14 protein-coding genes and 2 rRNA genes are annotated in these 17,927 nt (G+C 41.0%); 3 read left to right on the top strand and 13 right to left on the bottom strand.

Annotated elements, in window-relative coordinates; genetic code table 11:
* Positions 1–10 precede the first annotated feature (10 nt).
* The 3 genes from F887_RS14330 to F887_RS14340 all read right to left on the bottom strand — a co-directional run bounded on the left by F887_RS14330 (position 11) and on the right by F887_RS14340 (position 3,455).
* Positions 11–1,156 carry a putative pilus system protein FilC gene (locus tag F887_RS14330; RefSeq protein ID WP_005291921.1) on the bottom strand — a complete coding sequence of 382 codons (1,146 nt, stop codon included), beginning with the start codon at positions 1,154–1,156 and terminating at the stop codon, positions 11–13.
* A 45-nt stretch (positions 1,157–1,201) separates the two neighbouring features.
* Complete coding sequence (locus F887_RS14335) at positions 1,202–2,035, bottom strand: putative pilus system C39 family peptidase FilB (protein WP_005291920.1); 834 nt, start codon at positions 2,033–2,035, stop codon at positions 1,202–1,204.
* Positions 2,036–2,444: 409 nt separating this feature from the next.
* Positions 2,445–3,455, bottom strand: a complete 1,011-nt coding sequence (locus F887_RS14340; RefSeq protein WP_005291918.1) for a putative pilus system protein FilA — start codon at positions 3,453–3,455, stop codon at positions 2,445–2,447.
* A gap of 508 nt (positions 3,456–3,963) precedes the next feature.
* Between F887_RS14340 and F887_RS14345 the strand changes: the two genes are divergently transcribed.
* A complete protein-coding gene (locus tag F887_RS14345; RefSeq protein WP_005291916.1) occupies positions 3,964–5,307 on the top strand; it encodes an anthranilate synthase component I family protein in 1,344 nt (447 codons plus the stop codon).
* Positions 5,308–5,321: 14 nt separating this feature from the next.
* Here the strand turns inward: F887_RS14345 and hisC are convergent, their stop codons facing one another.
* The gene (gene hisC / locus F887_RS14350) at positions 5,322–6,407 is read right to left on the bottom strand and encodes a histidinol-phosphate transaminase (protein ID WP_005291914.1); all 1,086 of its coding nucleotides are present in this window, start codon (positions 6,405–6,407) and stop codon (positions 5,322–5,324) included.
* Positions 6,408–6,468: 61 nt separating this feature from the next.
* A complete protein-coding gene (gene hisD / locus F887_RS14355) occupies positions 6,469–7,758 on the bottom strand; it encodes a histidinol dehydrogenase (protein ID WP_005291912.1) in 1,290 nt (429 codons plus the stop codon).
* A gap of 257 nt (positions 7,759–8,015) precedes the next feature.
* Between hisD and F887_RS14360 the strand changes: the two genes are divergently transcribed.
* Together F887_RS14360 and F887_RS14365 are read left to right on the top strand one after the other, a co-directional pair.
* Positions 8,016–8,447, top strand: coding sequence for a carboxymuconolactone decarboxylase family protein (locus F887_RS14360; protein ID WP_005291909.1), 432 nt, complete (start codon positions 8,016–8,018; stop codon positions 8,445–8,447).
* 5 nt (positions 8,448–8,452) lie between these two features.
* The gene (locus F887_RS14365) at positions 8,453–9,325 is read left to right on the top strand and encodes a sigma-70 family RNA polymerase sigma factor (protein ID WP_005291907.1); all 873 of its coding nucleotides are present in this window, start codon (positions 8,453–8,455) and stop codon (positions 9,323–9,325) included.
* A 45-nt stretch (positions 9,326–9,370) separates the two neighbouring features.
* On the opposite strand, the gene hisG is transcribed toward F887_RS14365, so the two are convergent.
* The 8 genes from hisG to F887_RS14405 form a co-directional block, all read right to left on the bottom strand.
* The gene (hisG, locus tag F887_RS14370; RefSeq protein ID WP_005291896.1) at positions 9,371–10,060 is read right to left on the bottom strand and encodes an ATP phosphoribosyltransferase; all 690 of its coding nucleotides are present in this window, start codon (positions 10,058–10,060) and stop codon (positions 9,371–9,373) included.
* Positions 10,057–11,316 (bottom strand): UDP-N-acetylglucosamine 1-carboxyvinyltransferase, encoded by a 1,260-nt coding sequence (gene murA / locus F887_RS14375; RefSeq protein WP_005291894.1) that lies wholly within the window; start codon positions 11,314–11,316, stop codon positions 10,057–10,059. Before murA ends, hisG begins: the two co-directional genes overlap by 4 nt.
* A gap of 6 nt (positions 11,317–11,322) precedes the next feature.
* Positions 11,323–11,574, bottom strand: coding sequence for a BolA family iron metabolism protein IbaG (gene ibaG, locus F887_RS14380; protein WP_005151378.1), 252 nt, complete (start codon positions 11,572–11,574; stop codon positions 11,323–11,325).
* Between the two features lie 137 nt (positions 11,575–11,711).
* On the bottom strand, positions 11,712–12,053 hold the full coding sequence (gene hpf, locus F887_RS14385) for a ribosome hibernation-promoting factor, HPF/YfiA family (protein ID WP_004655596.1): 342 nt from the start codon (positions 12,051–12,053) through the stop codon (positions 11,712–11,714).
* A gap of 172 nt (positions 12,054–12,225) precedes the next feature.
* A complete protein-coding gene (locus F887_RS14390) occupies positions 12,226–13,674 on the bottom strand; it encodes an RNA polymerase factor sigma-54 (RefSeq protein WP_005291892.1) in 1,449 nt (482 codons plus the stop codon).
* 192 nt (positions 13,675–13,866) lie between these two features.
* Positions 13,867–14,202, bottom strand: a complete 336-nt coding sequence (locus tag F887_RS14395) for a hypothetical protein (RefSeq protein WP_005291891.1) — start codon at positions 14,200–14,202, stop codon at positions 13,867–13,869.
* Between the two features lie 143 nt (positions 14,203–14,345).
* Positions 14,346–14,460 (bottom strand): 5S ribosomal RNA (rrf, locus tag F887_RS14400).
* A gap of 205 nt (positions 14,461–14,665) precedes the next feature.
* Positions 14,666–17,558: ribosomal RNA gene (locus F887_RS14405) — 23S ribosomal RNA — on the bottom strand.
* Between the last annotated feature and the right edge of the window lie 369 nt (positions 17,559–17,927).

Here is a 17,927-nt window from a genome sequence, read left to right as displayed (position 1 = left end):
TTACATCTCCTTAACGAATTTTTTTACCAAAACCTATGATATCAAGCGGGAAAGACAAGCCAAGAGATACATCTGGTGCGTCTTCGGTTAAACCAATTCCCACAGTACCATTTACAATTGTTTCAGGAGATACCCTTACCCCCAATGCAAATGACAACATCGCACTACTTTGGTCTGCAGACTTATAACTCTCATTATTTTCGAAATAGAATTTTGCACCAGTATTAAAGCTTTGCTGATATGACATGGTCAAAGAAACGTCATAGTTAAAGGAATAAGCAAAGCCAAATGAGAAACCACCGCTTAAACCAGGGTCAAAACTTTCTAATGTTCGACTCCCTCGAGCCTGATTAAGTCCTGACTCTTTAAAGCCGTAACTTGTGGAAAATGATGCAAATAAAACGACTGGATCAATATATTTACGCGTACTTGCCCCTGCACCTACAGAGTAGTAACCTTTACCAGTTGATAGTTCATCGATCCCTACCTCATAAGGGCTATCACCTGTTTTAGTTGACAAACTACCAAACAGAACCAAAGGTAAACGCCCTTGTTTTAATGGAAATGGTTCCCAACGCGCACCAAAGTTAATATCACCCAATCCTGCTGTTGTTGTATCTTTCAATAGCTCTTTTTTTGCAACAAAAGGAAGCGATGCAGATAAGGTCAAATTGTCTAATAAACCATACTGAACTGTAAATGTATTGGTTAATGTGTGGTTTGCATCCTCTTCAACACGTAATCTCGATAAAGAACTATTGCTATCACTCATCGCCAGATCAAGGCGACTATCTCTATAATAGGTATAGTCCAAATCATAATAAGATGAAAAAATACCTTTCTTAATTAAAGAATACTGACGCTCATTTGAAGTAAATACTTCTTGTAAATTTGTTTCTTGCGTCGCATCACTTTCTTTTTTCTGTAAAGCACTTGCAGCTTGATCCGCTTGGCTGTTCTCAGCAACTACAGCATTCTCCGTGCTTGCAACTGCTGGACTTTCTGTTGCTGTATTCCCCAATACCTCAACTGCTGCCTTATCCGTTTGAGACGATGCTGCATCAACAGATGATTGCTGTTCTGCTGCGTAAAGTGTTGATGTGATTGCGCTTAAACTTAACGCTAACACACTCATATTCATCCATGTACGATTCATTTTACTTTGCATCCTATTACATTAATTTTTACTGTTTTTCTAAACTTACTTCCGCTTGTAATATAAGCGCATATAGGTCGTTATCGGTTGGTTATAAGTTTCCGAATTAGTATCAGCATCCAATACCCGGCGCATTGTTGAAGCCTTATCTGCTAGACGTTCAAATTTCTGTGTTGGAAATTGAATTTCAGCAAGAGCATATTTATTTACTGTTGCATCTTCAACGTGACGCATATCTGAATCTTGTAGTGCAAGTAAGCTCTTCTGATACTGCTGTGGGATATCAACGATAAACAAAGTATTGTTATCCCAAATCTCCTTGAATCGAATTTCATCAAAGCTAATATTGCCTAATGCAGGATCCGCAACATAAACTCGCCCATTTTTATATGCTTTATATACAACAAAATGCTTAAAGCCCGCATAGGTAATAGGCACAATTGCGGGTTGCTTTAATGCAGTAAGATCTGAAAATTCCCCGCGATATCCGCCACTATTAATCCCTAAAGCGGAGACAAAGCGTTTCATATCCAAGAGTGAAAAACTACGACGCTCAATGATGCGTTGATACTCACCGTATTGCAGGAGACCACTCATTGTTTGCTGTTCTGTTAATTTTAGCCCACCGTAGCCATTTAAAAGCGTCGTCAAGGCTGCTGAACCACAGCTATAGTCATACGCTTGGCGCACAATCCCCCTAAACTGATCTTCTACAGCTGGTTTGATCACCACTGCTTCACGATGATTACGTGTAAAAGAAGGATAACGAGAATCCAAAGTTTCTGTATAATAAACAGACCCCTCTGGTTTTTTTTCTATTTCAAAGGCTTGCGTTGTAAAGTAATACATCAATGCCGAGCCTAAAGCGATCTCTAACATAAGTCTCTTTTTCTAACAATGGCAACACTTGCCTTATTCGTTTTATTTTTAGTGCCTACGACACTCCATCCCTGCATGTTGAAGATAACGTTTTTTATAAGAAAAAACACCTTTTTTTTAGTTATTTTTGACAGAATGTTATTTTTTTTATTATTACACCTACAATTTGACAAAAAATACCTCTAAGCACACACTTTTATAACAACAATTTATTTTATTATTTTTAGATTTTGATGAATTTTCAGATCTATTTTATAAAAGTATTTATACTGATGGCATAATATAACATTGGCAGCACGCCATAATTAGCATCAATTAAAACTAAAGTTTTCCTTCAACTTTGCGATTAAACAGGGTATGTAAAAAACAAAAAAAGCGCACAAAGCGCTTTTTTTGTTTTGATAACTGGTTAGTGACCAGAAATCGTAATTGCAGCACCTTTAATATCGGCACCTGGCGCATGTGTTGGGTTGTAATAAGTTTGTAATCCTTGAACTTCTACATCGCCAATTGCGTTAGTACCACGAGTCGTCGCACTACCACCATTTTTACTACCTAAATATACACCATTGATATAGATATCTTGTGCAGTTTTGCCACCAACAATTTGTAAATAGCCAGCAGTTGCATTGGTTGCACCTGATTTACCTACAACACTGATTTCAGCATCGACAGCCAAATTCTGTCCATTTGCATCAGCAACTTTAATACTGTCTAAACGAATTTCACCAGCAGCACGGTTCGCAGCTGAAGAACCATCTTTAGTACCTAAAGCAGTTGAGTTATCAAGAATACCTAGGTTTTTAATTTCTAAACCACCAGTCATTGTTGTATTCAACTTAATCATTGCACCTTGTGGCGCTGCACCAAGTTGAATATTCGCAGTCATTGTACCAGTCGTTAAGCTTAAACCAGATAAAATCGCATTTTCACTGCCTGTTACAGCACCACGACGAATACTGGTTGTGCTTGCAGTGCCTGATTTAGCTACACTGATTTTACCGATATTGATATTTAAACCAGAAACGTTTGCTGCCACATTCAAGAATGCGCCATTAGCACCAGTACCAGCATCAGTATCAATCACAAGGTCAGCTAAGTTTAATGTAGGTAGAAGCGCAGCAGTATTTGCACTGATTACAACACCTTGTGTTTCGTTAACATCACCAGCAACACCATTGCCAGAGATAACAATCGCACCTGCTGTAGCTGTACCACCAGTTGTACCACCAGCTGCTAAACCATCATTATCGTGAATTAAAACTTTTTCGATCTCAACTTTAGAGATACCGATACCGATATTGATACCGTCTTGACCTGTTGCAGCGCTTAGTGCAGCATCATCCATTGACTGCATAGCCATTGCATTTGCGCTAATCGCCATTGAAGAAACTAAAGCTAGTTTAGTAAACATTTTCATTGAGCACTCTCCCAAGAGCATTTATTTTTTGACTTACACTACTCTAAACTGTCCACGGTCGTTTTATTCTTAAATGACAACTTGAACTTCCAATCCTTGAGTAGTTCGCTTAGCAATTACTAAATTACCTGTTTGTTATTTTATGTTCAACTCCTGTTAACTGCTTTTTGACTATAAACCGACAAACGGCATATAAAACACTCAACACTACTCTTTATAAAAAAACACTACAAAAACTTGTAATCATTGAGTATTTTTTAAAGATTTTTTTTACACTAAATTCAAATTTGAATAATTTTACCATTCATCACATCAAAATTCTGATAAGAAGCGTTAACAAAAACGCTTTTTTTATTTTTTATTTGATAAATACATCATTTATTTTATCTAAGTAATCCTGCCCAAATTCTATCCACTTTCAGCATAAGCTTTGATAAAAAACAGCCCGAACTTTTTGGATGTAGTACAATTCTTTTTTCCAAATGTAGATATCAGTCTTTCCTTTTATATGTCCTATTTTGAGCAAAAACTTAACACGCAACTCACTTCTGCATTTGACCTTCTTGCTCGCCTTTATGATTTAACAGGATTGGTCTATTTATATGACCAAAATAAGCCAACCATCGCCTTTTTACCCCAAGAGTTTTTAGTTTCTCGACAGTCTAAACTTCAACAAGTTCAACAAATACACTTCAATCAATATCAAATAAAATCAGAACCATCTTCACTTTTAGAGTTCTGCAAATTCCATCAATCCTCAAATACTGCCAATGCTAAGGGCTTTCATGGCGGATATATTGGCTTCTTCAGCTATGACTACAGTGCTGATCAATTTATTGAAATTGACGCTCATCCACAGCCAAATTTTTTCTTAGGTCGATACTCAAGCTTTTTAAAGTTTGAAGAAGATGCTTGGTACTTTTATAGTGATGAAGAGCAGGCTGAGTATATTTATCAAGAAATTTTGAATCGGATCAATCAACCCGAACAAATTCCAGCACTTTCTTTAGACCAGCAATGCCACCCGCGTTGGTCCAAACCAGAATATTTAAATGCTTTTGATCAGGTACAGGAATACATCAAAGCCGGTGATTGTTATCAAATTAACTTAACTCAAGAATTTACAGCACATGCACAAGGTTCGCTTTTAAGCCGTGCCGATGAGTTATGGAAACTGACCCACGCACCTTATGCTGGCTATCTTAAATTAGCTGATTTTGAACTGTTAAGTTGTTCACCTGAACTATTTATTGAATTTCAGGCCAATCGACAAATAAAAACACGCCCAATCAAAGGCACGATGCCGCGCTTTGATGATCCACAACAGGATCAGATTTCAAAAGACAAACTCAGTAATTCTGAAAAAGATCAGGCCGAGAATGTTATGATTGTAGATCTGCTCCGCAATGACTTGGGTGTCTATGCTGAAACAGGCTCTGTCAAAACCACCAAACTATTTGAAATAGAAAGTTTCAATCAAGTTCATCACATGGTCAGTGAAATCACGGCAAGCTTAAAACCTGAAATCAATCCAATGCAGATGCTCTTATCTGCCCTGCCAGGTGGTTCAATCACAGGTGCACCGAAGATTCGTGCCATGCAAATTATTGAAGAACTCGAAGGTGCACCGCGTGGTGTTTATTGTGGCAGCTTAGGTTATTTTAATTTCGATGGTACAGGCAGTTGGAATATTTTGATTCGCAGTATTCAAAAGTATCAGGACCAATTATCAATGTGGGCGGGTGGCGGCATCACTATCGCTTCTGATGCGGAAGCCGAATATCAGGAATGCTTTGATAAAATTTCTGCCATGCTTGATTTGCTCAATACATGGCAGGTTTCTAAACAGTAAAATGCAATACGGATTTACAAAATTTTCGTTTTCAGTGTGTCCACTAGACGCTGATTTTGTTCATCGGTACCGATCGTGATACGCAAAAATTGATTAATTCGCGGCTTATTGAAATAACGCACAATAACCCCCTGCTCACGTAATTGTTGAGCCAACTGAGCAGCATCATATTCTGAATGTGTCGCAAAAATAAAGTTGGCTTTCGATGGCAACACATCAAAACCTAAAGCGGTGAGATCACCCACCAACTTGTCTCGGCTCTCAATCACTTTGGCACATTGCGCTTCAAAATAAGCTTGATCTTCAAATGAAGCCACGGCTGCTGCAATGGCAAAACGATCGATTGGATAGGAGTTAAAACTATTTTTGACGGCTTCAAGTGCTGCAATCAAATGTGCTTGCGCAATGGCAAAGCCAACACGTAAGCCGGCCAATGAACGTGACTTCGATGTTGTTTGGCAAACGACTAAGTTTTCATATCGATTGACCAATTGCACCGCCGACTCAGCACCAAAATCGACATAAGCCTCATCAATCACAACCACACGATCTGGATTCGCCTTAAGCACCTGTTCAATCTCATTTAAACCAAGCGCGATACTGGTTGGTGCATTTGGATTGGTGATGATAATACCGCCATTTTCCTGTTCATAATCCGATACATCTATTTCGAATTTTTCATTCAAAGGAATCTGCTTGGTTTGTGTTGCAAAAAACTGACTATAAACAGGATAAAAACTATAGGTAATATCTGGATAGAGAATCGGTTGTTTCTGGATAAAAAAAGCTTTAAAAATATGTGCCAATACTTCATCCGAACCATTGCCTACAAACACTTGAGCCACATCAACCTGTTGCTGATTGGCAATCGCCTGTTTTAAAGCGGTTGCATCTGGATCTGGATATAGACGTAAGGCATCGGCTTGTTCAGTTAAAACTGCCTGTACAGCCTGCACCACTTTTGGTGATGGTGGATATGGATTTTCATTGGTATTGAGTTTGAGTAAGTTCTGAATCTTAGGTTGCTCACCTGGTACATAAGGCTCTAATTCACGAACCTCTGGACTCCAAAAACGCATTTGTTCTGCTGTAAACGTCATTATTCTACTCTCATGTATCCTAAAAAAGGGGCTAACCAGCCCCTATCAATTTTTGAATCGGTTATTGGTAACGATAACGGGCTGAACGCGCATGGGCATCAAGATTTTCTTGCACTGCCAACACATCCGCGGCTTTTGCCAAGCTCTTCACACCCTCTTCAGAGCACATGATCAAGCTAGAACGCTTCTGGAAATCATAAACACCAAGTGGTGAAGAAAAACGTGCCGTCCCCGATGTCGGCAAGACATGGTTTGGACCCGCACAATAATCACCAATGGCTTCTGGTGTATAACGTCCCATAAAGATCGCCCCTGCATGACGAATCTCCTGACTCATCAATTCAGCCTCATCAAGACAGAGTTCTAAATGCTCTGGTGCAACCTGATTAATCAGTTCAATCGCTTCTGCACGATTTTTTACCAGCACCAATGCACCACGATTTTGAATCGATGTTTTGGCAATTTCTGCTTTTGGTAATTCCGCTAAATGTTTTTCAATCGCGACTTCAACTGCATTTAATAGCTTTTCATCTGGGGTAATGAAAATAGCTTGCGCAACGGTGTCATGCTCTGCTTGAGACAATACATCCATAGCTAGCCATTCAGCATTATTTTCACCTTCGGCATACACCAAAATTTCCGAAGGTCCTGCAATCATGTCAATACCAACTTGGCCAAACACCGCACGCTTTGCTGCTGCGACAAATCGATTGCCAGGCCCCGTAATTTTATCTACCGCTGGAATGGTTTGTGTTCCATACGCCAATGCCGCAACGGCCTGCGCACCACCGATAGTAAACACTCGACTCACGCCTGCCAAATAGGCAGCGGCTAACACCAATGGATTCAACTCACCATTTGGCGCAGGAACCACCATAATAATTTCAGAAACACCTGCGACATGTGCAGGCAACGCATTCATGAGTACCGACGATGGATAAGAGGCTAATCCACCTGGCACATAAATTCCAACACGATCCAGTGGTGTAACTTTCTGACCTAAGGTATTCCCCAGATCATCGACATAAGTCCAACCTTCCTGCTTTTGTGCCTGATGGAAAGAACGAATGCGTTTTGCGGCAAGTTCTAATGCTTCACGAATTTCAACACTTAAACCATCAAATGCAGTTTTAAGCTGTGCTTGAGTCAGTTCTAGGTCAGAGAATTGATGCGCTGGATGTCGATCGAACTGTTGCGTTAATTTAAGCACATGATCATCACCATGCTGACGTACATCAGCAATAATTTGATCTACAGTTTGTATTAATTGAGGATCATTAACCGTTTCAAATGCTAAAAGTTCAGCAAATGTCTGTTTAAAATTTTGATCCTGAGTCGATAAACATCGCATCAATTTACCCACAAGGCGAAAAAGAGAACGCTAAGTTTACTCTTTTTCAGTACGCTTGTGGGCACAATGTAGGCTAAAAAAATCAATGGGAAAGAATGAGTTCTTCGATCACCCCATCATTTTACTTTTATTTGCTTAATCAAAATATTTAAGCAACAAGAACAAAAAGTTAAAAACTATTTTACGTCCCATGTCACAAAGCAAAAGGCTGACTCGTCAAATAAGTACCTATTTTGATTTTAATCAGGAACACGACAATGACGACGCTCAACATTCATCCTAAAAAACATTTACCAGAATCAATTCATTATCTCTATCAGGTTCATCAAAATATTCTCGACTTGGACCTGATTGCTCGCTCGCTTTATCATCTTGTTCTATTACGTGCCTCGCAAATCAATGGTTGTGCTTTTTGTGTGAAGATGCATATTGCGGAAGCTTTGGCAGATGGTGAAGTACAATCACGCTTGGACCGCTTGGTGGTATGGCGACATTGCAATGATTATACAGATCAGGAAAAAGCCGCCTTTGCTTGGGTTGAAGCACTCACGACTTTGCACGCGCTCACTGATTATGAGCCGTTACGTATAACACTATTAAAATATTTCAGTGAGCCACAAATTTCAGCTTTAACTTTACTGATTGGCATGATTAATTTGTGGAATCGAATTGCAATTTCCCAACATTAACATCTATGAAAGCATCAGGCACGATTAGCCAACATGATTTAACGATTTTTGAGACAAGCCGAACATTTCTGTTCGGTCTCGCTTATCGACTGCTGGGAACAACAAGTGATGCTGAAGATGTCTTACAGGATATTTTTATAAAATGGCAGCAGCAACCTAAACAAGATATTATCAATCCTCAAGCTTGGCTGACCTCTGTATGTACACGCCATTGTATTGACTTACTCCGTGCTCACCACAGGTCTAGAACTGAATATATTGGAACATGGTTACCTGAACCCTATCATCATACAGAAACATTCTCGGTCGAATCCGACTATACGCTCTCTACCGCCTTCCTTTTGGTTCTTGAAAAACTTTCAGCTAAAGAACGAGCGGCATATTTACTGCATGACATATTCAATCTTGATTATGTTGAAATTTCAGAAATCCTTCGGGAACAACAAAGTAATTGTCGACAATTGGTGGCCCGTAGTAGAAAACGTATTGCAGATGAACCTAACGTTCTCTCAAATCATCTTACTCAGCAGCAAATCAACTTACTCAATGCATTCAAAGTCGCCATTCATTCACATGATCTAGATCAATTAACACAATTACTCAGTGAAGATATCCAATTTGCAGCAGATGGCGGTGGTAAGGTCTCAGCGATTCGGCAGCCCTTCATCGGCCAACCTGCTATATTACGTTTCTTTGAACGCTTGCTTTTTAAGGCGTGGAGTGAACTCTCTTGGGAAATGTGCCATCTCAATGGAGGTGTCGGTTTTAAACTCTATGACTCAAACCATCGTTGTGTCATGGTACTGACTTTCGCTTTCAATGATCAACACCAACTGCAAACTATCTATTCTTTACGTAATCCAGAAAAACTCAAATAAAAAGGCCAACCGAAGCTGACCTTTTTATTCAATTTCATCTAAAACTTAGTTTTGACGTGCTTTAACTGCTTGTTCAAGTTGCGTCAAAATCGGATTTAAAACGGCTTGTTTACGTTTAAAACTGGCCTTATTGACAATTAAACGCGAAGAAACTTTGCAAATTTCTTCTAATGGCTCCAAGCCATTGGCACGTAAAGTATTTCCAGTGTCAACCACATCGACAATGTAATCACCTAACCCAACCAAAGGTGCAAGCTCCATTGATCCGTATAGCTTAATTACATCAACTTGCTCACCGAGGCTTGCATAATATTGACGAGTTAAGTTGACATATTTGGTTGCGATCTTTAAACGGCCTTTTGGTCGTTCCATGCCGACTTTACCAGCCGTCATCAACTTACAATTGGCAATTTTCAGGTCAAGCAACTCATAAACATGTTGTGCACCATGTTCCATCAATACGTCTTTGCCCGCTACACCAAAGTCTGCCGCACCATTCTCAACATAGGTTGGAACATCAGAAGCACGTAAAATCAAAATACGAACTTTTTTGTGTGTCGTTGGAAAAATCAATTTGCGTGATTTATCTGGATCTTCAAGTAAATTAATACCTGCCTTTTCAAGCAAGGGTAATGTTTCCTTTAAGATACGACCTTTACTGAGTGCTAAAGTTAAACCATGATCAAAATTGCCCATTACATCAAAATTTGGATCATCGTTTCTTAAGTCATTCATCCTTTTACTCGCTTAATCTGAGCACCTAAACTTTGCAATTTTTCTTCCACTTGTTCGTAGCCACGATCAATGTGATAGATACGGTCAACCAGGGTTTCACCTTCAGCCACCAAAGCAGCTAAAACAAGTGAAAATGAAGCACGTAAATCAGTTGCCATGACAGGTGCAGCCTGAAGTGTTTCCACACCTGTAACCACCGCATCATGCCCTTCAACTTGGATGTTAGCACCCATACGTGAAAGTTCTGGGACATGCATAAAACGGTTTTCGAAAATGGTTTCAGAAATCGTTGCAAAACCACGACCAATCACATTGACTGCCATAATTTGCGCTTGCATATCAGTTGGGAATTCTGGATGCGGTAATGTTCTGAAGCTCACTGCTTTAGGACGTTTGCCCTGCATATCCAACTCAATCCAGTCATCACCACGAGTGACTTCCGCGCCCATTTCTTCGAACTTATCCAATACTGCTTCTAACAATGCAGGATCGGTATGCGTCGTTTTAACTCGTCCACCGGTAATAGCAGCCGCAGCCAGATATGAACCCGTTTCGATACGGTCAGCAACAACGGCATATTCGCAGCCATGTAAGCTTTCAACACCCGTAACAACAAGCGTATCCGTATCTAAACCTTCAATTTTCGCGCCCATCTTAATCAGCATTTGCGCAAGATCGGTGATTTCTGGTTCACGAGCGGCATTACGAATTGTGGTCACACCATCAGCTAACGCAGCAGCCATCAAGATATTTTCGGTGCCACCAACGGTCACCATATCAAAAACAACTTCACCACCTTTTAAACGGCCATCAACTGAAGCATGGACATAACCATTTTCAACTTCAATCTGCGCACCCAAAGCTTCTAAAGCTTTTAAGTGTTGATCAACTGGACGTGAACCAATCGCACAGCCGCCTGGTAATGATACTTTTGCATTACCATAACGCGCCAACAAAGGACCAAGCACTAAAATAGATGCACGCATCGTTTTTACAAGTTCATACGGTGCAAACTGGTTATCTAATGTCGAAGCATCAGCACGAACCGTTTCACCTTCATAACTCATGGTCACACCAAGACCAGCAATCAACTTAACCAATGTATTTACATCTTTTAAATTGGGTACATTGGTGAGCGTAATCGGAGAGTCAGCAAGGATCATTGCTGCAAGTAAAGGTAAAGCTGCATTTTTAGCACCAGAAATGCGTACTTCACCTTCGAGCTTAACACCGCCCGTAATTAAAAATTTATCCATTAATATTTAAGCTCCGAAAAGGCTTGCTTTGCGCCATTCGTCTTTTGTCATTGCGCGAATCGTAACAGCGTGAACTGCACCACTCGCAATATAAGAATTTAGAGGTGCATAAACGGCTTGTTGACGAGCAACGGTACGTTTACCTTCAAACTGATCATCCACAATACGAAGGTCAAATTTCCCAGCTTGACCGCTCACTGCTACTTCTGCTTCAGGGAAAGCTTCTTTTAAAATTTGCGTGAGCTGCTCACTATTCATTACAAGGCCTCTTATACAACCATTGGTGTAAAACCAAGTATTTTACTATAACTTTTTCACATAATTCAGTAAGCAGTTTCTTTTTTTATCAATAAAAAAAGAGGCTTCACAAAAAGCCTCTTATATAAAAATAAAAATTAACTCAAAAGTGCCAGTTCATGCTGATACGAACATTGAATTTTTCGATGTTTCGCCAGCTGGCGTTTTAATTTATCTGTCAGTTTTCGAATCGAAGTATACATATCATCGGCTGTCGCCTGTGCAAACAGTTCTACCCCCGGCAAACGTATAATCGCTTCAGCGATATGATTTGCACTACCTTTGTGTGAACGTTTGTCAATTTGATGATCTTTAGCCAGCTTGATTTGCATACTATTGACCTGATCTAGATGTTTGGTCATTTGACTAAACTTTTCTTTTATATTTTCTTCAATGGCTGGTGTAATGGTTAAATGGTGCCCACGAATCGTTATTTGCATAATTCTATCCCTCACCTTTTTCTCAGGATACAAGAAAATCGCTTAAGCAAATTTAATGCACATTATTAGTGGTTCAACATCCATTAAATCATTTCAGCGATTCCTCTAGTGATCATTAAAAAAATTCATTATTCCGTAATAATGAACACCTAGAATAGTCACACCTTGAAATTTAGATCAAGACTTTTCTTTCAGAAGATGAGGCAATATGTAACGATTCACGATATTTTGCTACCGTGCGTCGAGCGACCTCAATCCCTTCATTCTTCAACATTTCAGCAATTGCATTATCCGACAAAGGCTTACGCGGATTTTCACTTGAAACGAGTTTTTTAATCATTGCACGAATTGCAGTCGATGAAGCCTCGCCACCCGTTGTTGTTCCCACATGACTAGAAAAGAAGTATTTCAATTCAAATAAACCACGTGGTGTCAGCATATATTTATTGGTTGTCACACGAGAGACTGTTGATTCATGTAATTCAACTTCCTCTGCCACATCACGAAGCACCAAAGGTTTCATCGCTTCTGGACCTTGCTCCAAAAAAGCTCTTTGATGTTCGACAATACAGGTCGCCACTTTCAATAAAGTCTTATGGCGTTCATCAATACTCTTGATAAAATTCTTCGCTTCCAGCATTTGATTGCGCAAATAAACGTTATCATCACTTTGATCAGCTCTACGAATCATCCCTGAATAAAAAGAATTGATCCGTAACTTAGGCAATACATCCGGATTGAGCTGAACTTGCCAATGTTGATCTTTTTTCGATACTACAACATCAGGGACTTGGTATTCTGATTCTTGTTGATTGAATTCCAGTCCAGGATATGGCTTTAAAGTTTTCAACAAATCAACGGCACTTTTTAATTGCTCTTTAGATAGCCCCGTTTGCTTTAACAACTTATTCAGGTCATTCGAAATCAGTAACTCGTAATATTTCAATAAATTTCTAGCTTCAGCTAGATAGGGAACTTTGTCATTAAAAGTTTCTAGTTGAATTTTTAAACATTCTGCTAAATTTCTTGAGCCTACACCAATAGGATCGAGACGTTGAATATGTTTTAAAACAACGATGATTTCATCTTGCTCAACCTCTTCCTCACTCTCCATTTCCTGTAATAAACGAGAGACAGCAAGTAAAATATCGTCCAATTCTGCGTCTAAAAAACCCTTATCATCCAAAGAATCTACGATGCAATACGCAATTAGTTTATCTACAGTGGAAAAATGCAAAAGATTGACTTGATCTAAAATATGCTCTTTCAGGCTTAGTTGTACCTGACGATTATCTTCTCTTTCTTCATATTCTGGTGATGCCAAAGCAGTCGATTGATGGGTATAAATATCATCCCATTCAGTATCAACAGGTAAATCATTTGGCAGATGATCCGCATTCAGCTCAGTGGTTAAATCCCCATTCTCTTTTTCTTCTAGCGAGGAAAGGCTCTCCGCTGTCCCCATGTCTTCAATTTTTTCAAGTAAGGGATTACTGTCTAACTGGATTTGAATTTCTTGTTCGAGCTCTAAGCTAGATAACTGTAAAAGACGTATGGCCTGTTGTAATTGAGGAGTCAACGATAAACTGTTCGCAACTTTCAATCCAACAGATAATTTCATAGTCTTTCCTTTTATTAAAATAAGCAAAAAACATGCCTATAAAAATATTTATAACATAAAGCAATGTTTACGCATATAAGGAAAAAGCTTTTCAACTGACTTGTTTGTTCAAAAAATAGCAAAAATATAAATATTTATTCGAATTGAGTTCTTTTCACCCCCTTATTTAGCAAACATGTAAACAACATAGAATTATTTTAGATTTTGCTGCTTTAGGCATTCGATCATTTCATCCAATACTTTCTGCCCCATCGTTGTTCGCACCAGCTCATTTAAATCCCCTGCTAAAAAGCCAGACCAAGTTGTGCTCGTTGAACCGGAAGACATTGCATATCGCCCACAAGCAGACCAGACCTTTTGATCTGAGGTAATAGAAGCTACATATAGCTCACCTTCAGGATCATCCAATATCCATTCGCGAATAACTATAGGTGCTTGATATTGTTGCTTAGATTTTTTTAACCATTTCCATATTAAAAAACCTAAATAGACAATTCCAATAGCAGATAAAAGTTCATAGAGAATCATATCAGTCCTAATAGCATTTCTTGTTTAGCATCTAATTAGGATAAAAATAGTACGACTCTTTAAATATTGACTTATATTTTCTTTTCATCTATGCAATAAAAAACACCCCCTCTGCGTTAGCGGAGGGGGTGTTAGTATTTAAAAGCTGGCGATGACTTACTCTCACATGGCAAGTGCCACACTACCATCAGCGCTAAGAGGTTTCACTTCTGAGTTCGGGAAGGGATCAGGTGGTTCACTCTTGCTATTGTCGCCAGCAAACTGTTGTGGTGCTTTCGGGTCTTATTTGTAGTGTATTCACCACATGCCTTACTTACGATCCAAAGAGTTATTAACGGATTAGATTATTGAGTCGAAGTTTATTGCTTAGCAATCACTAAATCAAGTTCTTTGTTCAAGATCAGGTTCAACTGATCTTTTATGAATCGATTATCAGCTTTACATACAACTGCTTGGGTGTTGTATAGTCAAGCCTCACGAGCAATTAGTATTGGTCAGCTTCACACGTCACCGTGCTTCCACACCCAACCTATCAACGTCCTAGTCTCGAACGGCTCTTTAGAGGAATAAATTCCTAGGGAAATCTTATCTTGAGGTAGGCTTCCCGCTTAGATGCTTTCAGCGGTTATCCCTTCCGAACATAGCTACCCGGCGATGCGACTGGCGTCACAACCGGTACACCAGAGGTTCGTCCACTCTGGTCCTCTCGTACTAGGAGCAGATCCTCTCAAATTTCCAGCGCCCACGGTAGATAGGGACCGAACTGTCTCACGACGTTCTAAACCCAGCTCGCGTACCTCTTTAAATGGCGAACAGCCATACCCTTGGGACCTGCTTCAGCCCCAGGATGAGATGAGCCGACATCGAGGTGCCAAACACCGCCGTCGATATGAACTCTTGGGCGGTATCAGCCTGTTATCCCCAGAGTACCTTTTATCCGTTGAGCGATGGCCCTTCCATACAGAACCACCGGATCACTAAGACCTACTTTCGTACCTGCTCGACTTGTGGGTCTCGCAGTTAAGCGCGCTTTTGCCTTTATACTCTACGCGTGATTTCCGACCACGCTGAGCGCACCTTCGTACTCCTCCGTTACTCTTTAGGAGGAGACCGCCCCAGTCAAACTACCCACCAGACATGGTCCTCGCCCCGGATTACGGGGCAGAGTTAGAACCTCAACATTACCAGGGTGGTATTTCAAGGACGGCTCCATTGGAACTAGCGTTCCAACTTCAAAGCCTCCCACCTATCCTACACAAGTAAGGTCAAAGTTCAATGTCAAGCTGCAGTAAAGGTTCACGGGGTCTTTCCGTCTAGCCGCGGGTACACCGCATCTTCACGGCGAATTCGATTTCACTGAGCCTCTGCTGGAGACAGCGCCGCCATCATTATGCCATTCGTGCAGGTCGGAACTTACCCGACAAGGAATTTCGCTACCTTAGGACCGTTATAGTTACGGCCGCCGTTTACTGGGGCTTCGATCAAGAGCTTCGCTTACGCTAACCCCATCAATTAACCTTCCAGCACCGGGCAGGCATCACACCCTATACGTCCACTTTCGTGTTTGCAGAGTGCTATGTTTTTAATAAACAGTTGCAGCGGCCTGGTTTCTGTGGCTGCCAATAGCTCAGGGAGCAAGTCCCATCACCGTCAGCAGCGTACCTTCTCCCGAAGTTACGGTACCATTTTGCCTAGTTCCTTCAGCAGAGTTCTCTCAAGCGCTTTGGTCTACTCGACCTGACCACCTGTGTCGGTTTCGGGTACGATTCCTGTGTAACTGAAGCTTAGAGACTTTTCCTGGAAGCATGGTATCAGCCACTTCACTGTACAAGTACAGCTTGCTATCAGCTCTCAGCATAGAGCACCCCGGATTTGCCTAAGATGCATGCCTACTGCCTTCCACCTGGACAACCAACGCCAGGCTGACTTAACCTTCTCCGTCCTCTCATCGCATTACACAGAAGTATTGGAATATTAACCAATTTCCCATCGACTACGCCTCTCGGCCTCGCCTTAGGGGTCGACTCACCCAGCCCCGATTAACGTTGGACTGGAACCCTTGGTCTTTCAGCGAACGGGTTTTTCACCCGTTTTGTCGTTACTCACGTCAGCATTCGCACTTCTGATACCTCCAGCATACTTCTCAATACACCTTCATCGGCTTACAGAACGCTCCCCTACCACTTACGCTAATGCGTAAATCCGCAGCTTCGGCACATAGTTTTAGCCCCGTTACATCTTCCGCGCAGGCCGACTCGACTAGTGAGCTATTACGCTTTCTTTAAAGGGTGGCTGCTTCTAAGCCAACCTCCTAGCTGTCTATGCCTTCCCACATCGTTTCCCACTTAACTATGATTTTGGGGCCTTAGCTGGCGGTCTGGATTGTTTTCCTCTTGACTACGGACGTTAGCACCCGCAGTCTGTCTCCCGGATAGTACTCATTGGTATTCGGAGTTTGCATCGGTTTGGTAAGTCGGGATGACCCCCTAGCCGAAACAGTGCTCTACCCCCAATGGTATTCGTCCGAGGCGCTACCTAAATAGCTTTCGGGGAGAACCAGCTATCACCAGGCTTGATTAGCCTTTCACCCCTATCCACAAGTCATCCCCTGGCTTTTCAACGACAGTGGGTTCGGTCCTCCAGTTAGTGTTACCCAACCTTCAACCTGCTCATGGATAGATCGCCTGGTTTCGGGTCTATACCCAGCAACTAAACGCCCTATTAAGACTCGATTTCTCTACGGCTCCCCTATTCGGTTAACCTCGCTACTGAATATAAGTCGCTGACCCATTATACAAAAGGTACGCAGTCACCGAACAAGTCGGCTCCCACTGCTTGTATGCATGCGGTTTCAGGATCTATTTCACTCCCCTCACAGGGGTTCTTTTCGCCTTTCCCTCACGGTACTGGTTCACTATCGGTCAGTCAGGAGTATTTAGCCTTGGAGGATGGTCCCCCCATATTCAGACAAGGTTTCACGTGCCTCGCCCTACTCGTCATCATTGTGTGTGCCCTTTCGTGTACGGGAATATCACCCTCTACGTTCGCACTTCCCAGAGCGTTCCACTAGAACACACACAACTTAATGGGCTGCTCCCCGTTCGCTCGCCGCTACTAAGGGAATCTCAATTGATTTCTTTTCCTAAGGGTACTGAGATGTTTCACTTCCCCTCGTTCGCTTCATAAGCCTATGTATTCAGCTTATGATACCCGCCTTATAGCGGGTGGGTTCCCCCATTCAGAAATCTCCGGATCAAAGGATATTTGCCGCCTCCCCGGAGCTTATCGCAGGCTATTACGTCTTTCATCGCCTCTGACTGCCAAGGCATCCACCACATGCACTTAATTACTTGACTATACAACCCCAAACAGTCGTTAACACATACAAGTGAGTGTTATCGTTGCAAACTTAATTGCTACTATCTGTTGTCCTGTGAATTTAATCACCGTACAGCTTCAATCTAATTCATATACCAAAACGCTTGATTCAGTTAATTTGCTAGTTCTCAGATTAAATATGTTCTTAACAATTACTTGTTAAGCTTATATCTAATCGAGTTTGAACAATTTATTTCAGACTCAATTTTCTAATCTGTTAATGATTAACTACCACCTCGTCGGTGCGTAGTAAACTGTGATAAATCACAGAACTTAATAAACCAAGACCATGCGATCTTCTTGTTTACTAAATTCTATAAGCTATCTTTGGAATTTAACTTTAGTTT

It is taken from the genome of Acinetobacter sp. NIPH 2100 (assembly GCF_000369805.1).
Classification (GTDB): domain Bacteria; phylum Pseudomonadota; class Gammaproteobacteria; order Pseudomonadales; family Moraxellaceae; genus Acinetobacter.
This window is presented reverse-complemented; position numbering and strand designations above follow the sequence as displayed.

Bases quoted from the DNA above. Each gene is read 5' to 3' on its own strand.
- F887_RS14345 (WP_005291916.1), top strand. From the start codon at position 3,964: ATGTCCTATTTTGAGCAAAAACTTAACACGCAACTCACTTCTGCATTT.
- F887_RS14365 (WP_005291907.1), top strand. From the start codon at position 8,453: ATGAAAGCATCAGGCACGATTAGCCAACATGATTTAACGATTTTTGAG.
- hisG (WP_005291896.1), bottom strand. From the start codon at position 10,060: ATGAATGACTTAAGAAACGATGATCCAAATTTTGATGTAATGGGCAAT.
- F887_RS14395 (WP_005291891.1), bottom strand. From the start codon at position 14,202: ATGATTCTCTATGAACTTTTATCTGCTATTGGAATTGTCTATTTAGGT.
- hpf (WP_004655596.1), bottom strand. From the start codon at position 12,053: ATGCAAATAACGATTCGTGGGCACCATTTAACCATTACACCAGCCATT.
- F887_RS14330 (WP_005291921.1), bottom strand. From the start codon at position 1,156: ATGAATCGTACATGGATGAATATGAGTGTGTTAGCGTTAAGTTTAAGC.
- murA (WP_005291894.1), bottom strand. From the start codon at position 11,316: ATGGATAAATTTTTAATTACGGGCGGTGTTAAGCTCGAAGGTGAAGTA.
- ibaG (WP_005151378.1), bottom strand. From the start codon at position 11,574: ATGAATAGTGAGCAGCTCACGCAAATTTTAAAAGAAGCTTTCCCTGAA.
- hisD (WP_005291912.1), bottom strand. From the start codon at position 7,758: ATGCGATGTTTATCGACTCAGGATCAAAATTTTAAACAGACATTTGCT.
- hisC (WP_005291914.1), bottom strand. From the start codon at position 6,407: ATGACGTTTACAGCAGAACAAATGCGTTTTTGGAGTCCAGAGGTTCGT.
- F887_RS14390 (WP_005291892.1), bottom strand. From the start codon at position 13,674: ATGAAATTATCTGTTGGATTGAAAGTTGCGAACAGTTTATCGTTGACT.
- F887_RS14335 (WP_005291920.1), bottom strand. From the start codon at position 2,035: ATGTTAGAGATCGCTTTAGGCTCGGCATTGATGTATTACTTTACAACG.
- F887_RS14340 (WP_005291918.1), bottom strand. From the start codon at position 3,455: ATGAAAATGTTTACTAAACTAGCTTTAGTTTCTTCAATGGCGATTAGC.
- F887_RS14360 (WP_005291909.1), top strand. From the start codon at position 8,016: ATGACGACGCTCAACATTCATCCTAAAAAACATTTACCAGAATCAATT.